Annotated in this window: 4 protein-coding genes; all 4 read left to right on the top strand. The window is 27.7% G+C overall.

Annotated features, from left to right (window positions below; all coding sequences use genetic code 11):
- Positions 1 to 370 precede the first annotated feature (370 nt).
- The 4 genes from ACIQ56_RS14505 to ACIQ56_RS14490 are packed head-to-tail and all read left to right on the top strand — an operon-like array spanning position 371 to position 4,640.
- A complete protein-coding gene (locus tag ACIQ56_RS14505; RefSeq protein WP_397601760.1) occupies positions 371 to 970 on the top strand; it encodes an O-methyltransferase in 600 nt (199 codons plus the stop codon).
- A 29-nt stretch (positions 971 to 999) separates the two neighbouring features.
- A complete protein-coding gene (locus tag ACIQ56_RS14500; protein ID WP_397601759.1) occupies positions 1,000 to 2,277 on the top strand; it encodes an aminotransferase class V-fold PLP-dependent enzyme in 1,278 nt (425 codons plus the stop codon).
- Entirely contained in the window at positions 2,261 to 3,784 is a 1,524-nt protein-coding gene (locus tag ACIQ56_RS14495) for an FAD/NAD(P)-binding protein (protein ID WP_397601758.1), read from the top strand. The genes ACIQ56_RS14500 and ACIQ56_RS14495 overlap by 17 nt, the downstream gene beginning before the upstream one ends.
- Positions 3,771 to 4,640 (top strand): ATP-grasp domain-containing protein, encoded by an 870-nt coding sequence (locus ACIQ56_RS14490; RefSeq protein WP_397601757.1) that lies wholly within the window; start codon positions 3,771 to 3,773, stop codon positions 4,638 to 4,640. The genes ACIQ56_RS14495 and ACIQ56_RS14490 overlap by 14 nt, the downstream gene beginning before the upstream one ends.
- Positions 4,641 to 4,733 lie beyond the last annotated feature (93 nt).

The raw sequence follows: 4,733 nt of genomic DNA, 5'->3' as shown, positions 1-4,733 counted from the left end.
TCTAGAACTTGATTTTTAAACTCAAGAGAATATTGACTTTTAACTGATTTCTTCTTTAACATTGGACAACCCTTCTATATGAACGCCTAAGTTCATAGCATATTGTCCACCAAAAGGAATCACTTTACATAAAATGATTTTCCTATTGCATAAAAATATAGAATCCGTTGATCTTATAATTTAGAAAATCAAAAAATCAAACTGAAAATCTTACAATTTATAAAATAAATGATTTTATTCTTGAAAAATCAAGTGTTTATTTTTAAATAAAAAGAATAATTTTTTTTTAATTTTTCTATGATTTCTTAAAGAATACTTTAAATATAACGATAATATAAATATAATTAAATATAATAAATGAGGATTATTCATGTTTGATTTTAATTTAGAAGATTTTAATTCAAGTAACATAAATGAAGTGATTCATTTTATAAATAATAAAACGAAAGAGCTTGGTTTTGATATGGCATCGAGGCCAGAAACAGGGGCATTATTAAGAGTTTTAGCCGCTTCAAAACCAAATGGAAGATTTTTAGAAATTGGAACCGGTACAGGATTAGGAACAGCCTGGTTATTAGAAGGCATGGATAAAAACTCTAAATTAATTAGTATTGAATGCGATAAAAATGTTCAATCTGTCGCAAAAGAAGCCTTTCTTAATGATGATAGACTTGAGCTTATCTATGATAATGGTAGTGATTTTTTAAAAAATCAAATTTCAAATAGTTATGACATGATTTTTGCAGATGCTTATCCTGGTAAATATGAATTTTTAAATGAAACATTAAACTTATTAAAACCAGGTGGAGTTTACATAGTAGATGACATGCTTCCACAAGCAGATTGGCCAAAAGATCATTATCCTTTAGCAAAAGGCGTATTAGAAAATTTAAAAAATTTAAAAAATGTTGTCTCAGTTGGTTTAAATTGGTCTAGCGGATTAATTATTATTGTCCCCAAAAGAAATTAAAATAAAGAAAATGGAAATAAGAGGTTTATATGAATTCTCACAATAATAAAAAAATGAGCTTAAATGATCATGATGAAATCTGGAAAATTTTTAGAAATAATTATATCTTGGATCAAAAACTAATTCATTTTACGTTAGCAATTCATGTACCACATAGTATATCGTTAAATAAAGAAATAGATTATTATAGAAAATTAATAGATACAAATCCAGATTTAATGAGAAGAGAAAGACATAAATACACCACAGAAACTCTCGAAGCGGCAGCTCGATATTTAGGAACAGATAAAAGTTTAATTGCATTAACAGATAGTTCTACTATGAGCTTGTCTCTTATTTTAAATGGTATTGAATTTCAAAAAGGAACAGAAATATTAACCACAGATAGCGAACATTATTCCTTGGAAAAACTTTGTGAAAGTTCTGCTAAAAAATACAATTTAACTATCAAAAAAATAGACATCTCAAACAAATTAAATAATATAACTAAGAAACAAATTGTAAAGAGTATTATTGATAATATAAATGATAAAACCTCTTTAATTGCTATTTCTTGGGTAAATTCAAGATTTGGTATTAAATTTCCTTTAAAAGAAATTTCAAAAGAATTAAAAAAAATAAATTTTTCACGTGAAGAAAATAAAAAAATTCTTTTATGCGTAGATGGTGTACATGGTTTTGGTATTGAAAATTTAAATTCAATTCATGACCTTGGTGTCGATTTTTTTGCCGCAGGTTGTCATAAATGGTTATTTGGTCCAAGTGGGACAGGATTATTATGGTGCAGTGAGCGCGGCTGGAAAAGATTAAATCCTATAATTCCTTCGTTCGAAAAAATTGCTTGGGATCATTATTTAGAATGGGATAATAAAAAATATACTGAAGATGAATTGATAAAGGCACGCATGTGCACACCAGGCGGTTTTAAAACTTTTGAATATTTTTGGGCTCTAAAACATGCTTTTGAAACCCATGAAAAAATTGGCAAAGAAAATATTCAAGAAAGAGTTCACTATTTTTCTCAAATTTGTAAAAATGAAATTAAAAAAATTCCAAATGCAGTTTTATTAACACCCAGTTCATCTTCTTTATCATCAGGATTTGTTTGTTTTAAAATAAAAGATATAAAGCCTACAGAAATTGTTGCTAAAATGAGTGAGCATAATATCATAATTGGACAATCACCATACAAAGACTCTTGTCTCCGAATCACTCCTAGTATTTATAATACAGAGGAAGAAGTTATATATGCCTGTAATAAATTATTTGAAATTGTGAATGAGTTAAATCATGATGAGAAAAAATGATTATGATATTGTTGTTATTGGAGGTGGAGCACAAGGTACAGCCTTTTTATCAGCTGTCTATCATTTTATAAGAACACAACCCATATCCCATTATTTAAAAATAGGGGTGATTGATAAAAAAGAAAATATGGGGTGCGGTCATGTGTATAACAATGATTATCCTTGGATAATCATGAATACTCCCACCACAGATCTCTCCATTATGAAAAACGACCCTTTTGATTTTTTTAAATGGGTTGAATTAAATAAAAATGAATTATCTTTATTAAATGATAATTTAGAATTTGTACCAAGAAGTGTTTTTGGTCTTTATTTAAAAGAAAAATATCATTTTTTTAAGAAAGAATTAATAAAATATTCAATAACTGTAGAAGATATTTTTGATCAAGCAAATGATATATTATATCAAAATAAAGAGAACGAAATAACAATTTCTTTAGCATCTGGAAAATCAATAAAAACAAGTTATGTATTATTTGCTACAGGCCCTAATTTGCCACAAGATCATTATCATTTAAAAGAATATAGAAATTATATTCACAATCCTTTTCCTACAATTAATAATTTAGTAGACTTACCAAAGAATTCAAATATTGCCATTATTGGCTCTAACTTAACTGCAATTGATATTACAATTACATTAAGTCATCTTGGCCACAATGGTAAAATTTATATGACATCACGAAATGGAAAACTTCCTGAAGTTAAAGGAAAATATTTAAAATCCTATACTCCAAAAAATGTTTTATATGATAATTTTGAAAAAATATTTCATGCTAAAGGAACAGATTTAAATTTAATGGATTTAACAAGATTAATACGTAAAGAATTAAAGATTCATGGATTTAATTGGCGAGATTATTTTTTTGATAAAAAATCGAAACCAGAATGCATGATTGATTTTGAACAAAGAGTTGAAGAAGCAAGAAATGGCCCAAGCCCATTCAACATTATTTTGGGAATGATTCCAGAAATAGCAAAGACATGGCGACTTGTATCCAGTGATCAAATTGAACTATTTATGACAAATTTTTATCGAAATGTTCATCAAAAGCATGGAGCTATTCCATTAATAAATGCTGAAAAAATACTTTCACTTCTTCAAAAAGAACAATTAATTTTGAAAGGAAATTTAAATCATATAAAACACAATAATAATAATAATTTTTCTATTACATTTGAAAATTCAAATGACAATATAATTTGTGATTATATTATAAATGCGACAGGTCCGAATCGATCGATATGTTCCAATGAATCAAAACCTCCATTTACAACACCATGTGCAAATGGTTTTATTAAAGAAATTAAAATTGGTGGCACCATAATTGACACAAAAAGTGGTATGATTTTGAGGAATGATGGAAAATTTGAAAACAGATTAAGAGCTATTGGTCATAATGCAGAAGGTTCTCATCCATTTATAAATAACTTCGCTTGGATTTTAGAATCAACAAATGAAGTTGCAGAATCACTAATTAATGAGGTTATTCATGGGAAAAAATAATGGGAATCAACTAAATCCTATTTGCATCGTTGATGCCTATTCTACCGGTAAAAAATTAGCTCATGAATTTCATAAATTTGGAATAAAATGTATCCATGTAAAAAGCTCTCTTGCCAATGCAAACGATCCCAAAAGAAACGAATTTTTAGAAGAAATATTATTTGATGGAGATTTTAAAAAGCTAAAAATTGATCTCAATAAATATAACCCATCCCATATTATTGCTGGTTCAGAAATGGGTGTAGAGCTTGCAGATAAATTAGTTGACATTTTTAAATTAACGAATGCTTGTAATCCTAAAACAACTTTATTAAGAAGAAATAAGTATTTCATGCATGAAAGGCTCAAAGAATTATCCTTACCATGTGTCAAACAATTTAAATCAAATAATGAAAATGATATTTTAAAATGGGCAGAAAATTTAAACTCATGGCCCATTGTAATAAAACCATTAAATAGCGCAGCAAGTGATGGAGTCACTATTTGTGAAAATTTAATCGAAATATCAAAGGCCTTTCATAGAATTTATAAACAAGAAAATAAATTAGGAATTAAAAATGAAGAAGTCCTTGCCCAAGAATTTTTAGACGGTACTCAATATTTTGTAAATACCGTTAGCTGGAAAGGAAATCATTACATTTCTGATATTTGGAAACAAAATAGAAGGCGCTTGCATGGAAGAGGTTTTTTATTTGAAAGTATGTTACTTTGTCCAAGCACCGGAAATATTGAAAATAAATTAACGAAATATACCAAAGAAGTTTTAAATGCTTTAAATTTAACCCATGGTGCTGCGCATAATGAAATTATGTTAACAGATAAAGTGATCTTCCCCCAATTTTATAGACACAATTAACCGACCTTTTTCATTGGTCTAGTTATTTCAAATATAACTGGAGACAGATATCCATTCGACGAATGCTTTCTAACACGATTGTAGTAAACTTCA

The organism is Silvanigrella sp., from assembly GCF_044369315.1.
In the GTDB taxonomy this organism is placed as follows: domain Bacteria; phylum Bdellovibrionota_B; class Oligoflexia; order Silvanigrellales; family Silvanigrellaceae; genus Silvanigrella.
This window is presented reverse-complemented; position numbering and strand designations above follow the sequence as displayed.